Origin of the sequence: Escherichia sp. 94.0001 (assembly GCF_013369155.2) — a bacterium.
Classification (GTDB): Bacteria; Pseudomonadota; Gammaproteobacteria; order Enterobacterales; family Enterobacteriaceae; genus Escherichia; species Escherichia coli_F.
Genome location: NZ_JABWMS020000299.1, coordinates 1 through 281 on the forward strand (window position 1 = coordinate 1; position 281 = coordinate 281).

Here is a 281-nt window from a genome sequence, read left to right on the forward strand (position 1 = left end):
CCTGATATTGCCGCCCCTGCCAGGTGACCGCCTCCCCTTTTTCATTCAGCTCATTACAGAAAAAATACCGCTCACCGCCCTGCACCGTCAGGTCAATTTCCCAGAGCACCACCCGCGGTGACTGCTCTGATTTAACCGACTCGTTCAGGCTTTCTTCATGAATATTCTGCATCAGTTCACCACCTGCTCAATCGTACAGCTGAAATCACTGTACCGGGCGTTATCCGTGACGCTCCACTCCCGGCACACCACCCTCACCGTCCGGTTATGTTTCGGCGGTC

Annotated in this window: 2 pseudogenes; both read right to left on the bottom strand. The window is 54.8% G+C overall.

The features are described 5' to 3' along the window. Nucleotides 1–172: pseudogene (locus HEN33_RS25825) on the bottom strand (phage minor tail protein L); the annotation flags it as partial. Beyond that, nucleotides 172–281: pseudogene (locus tag HEN33_RS25830) on the bottom strand (phage tail protein); the annotation flags it as partial. The pseudogenes HEN33_RS25830 and HEN33_RS25825, both read right to left, overlap by 1 nt.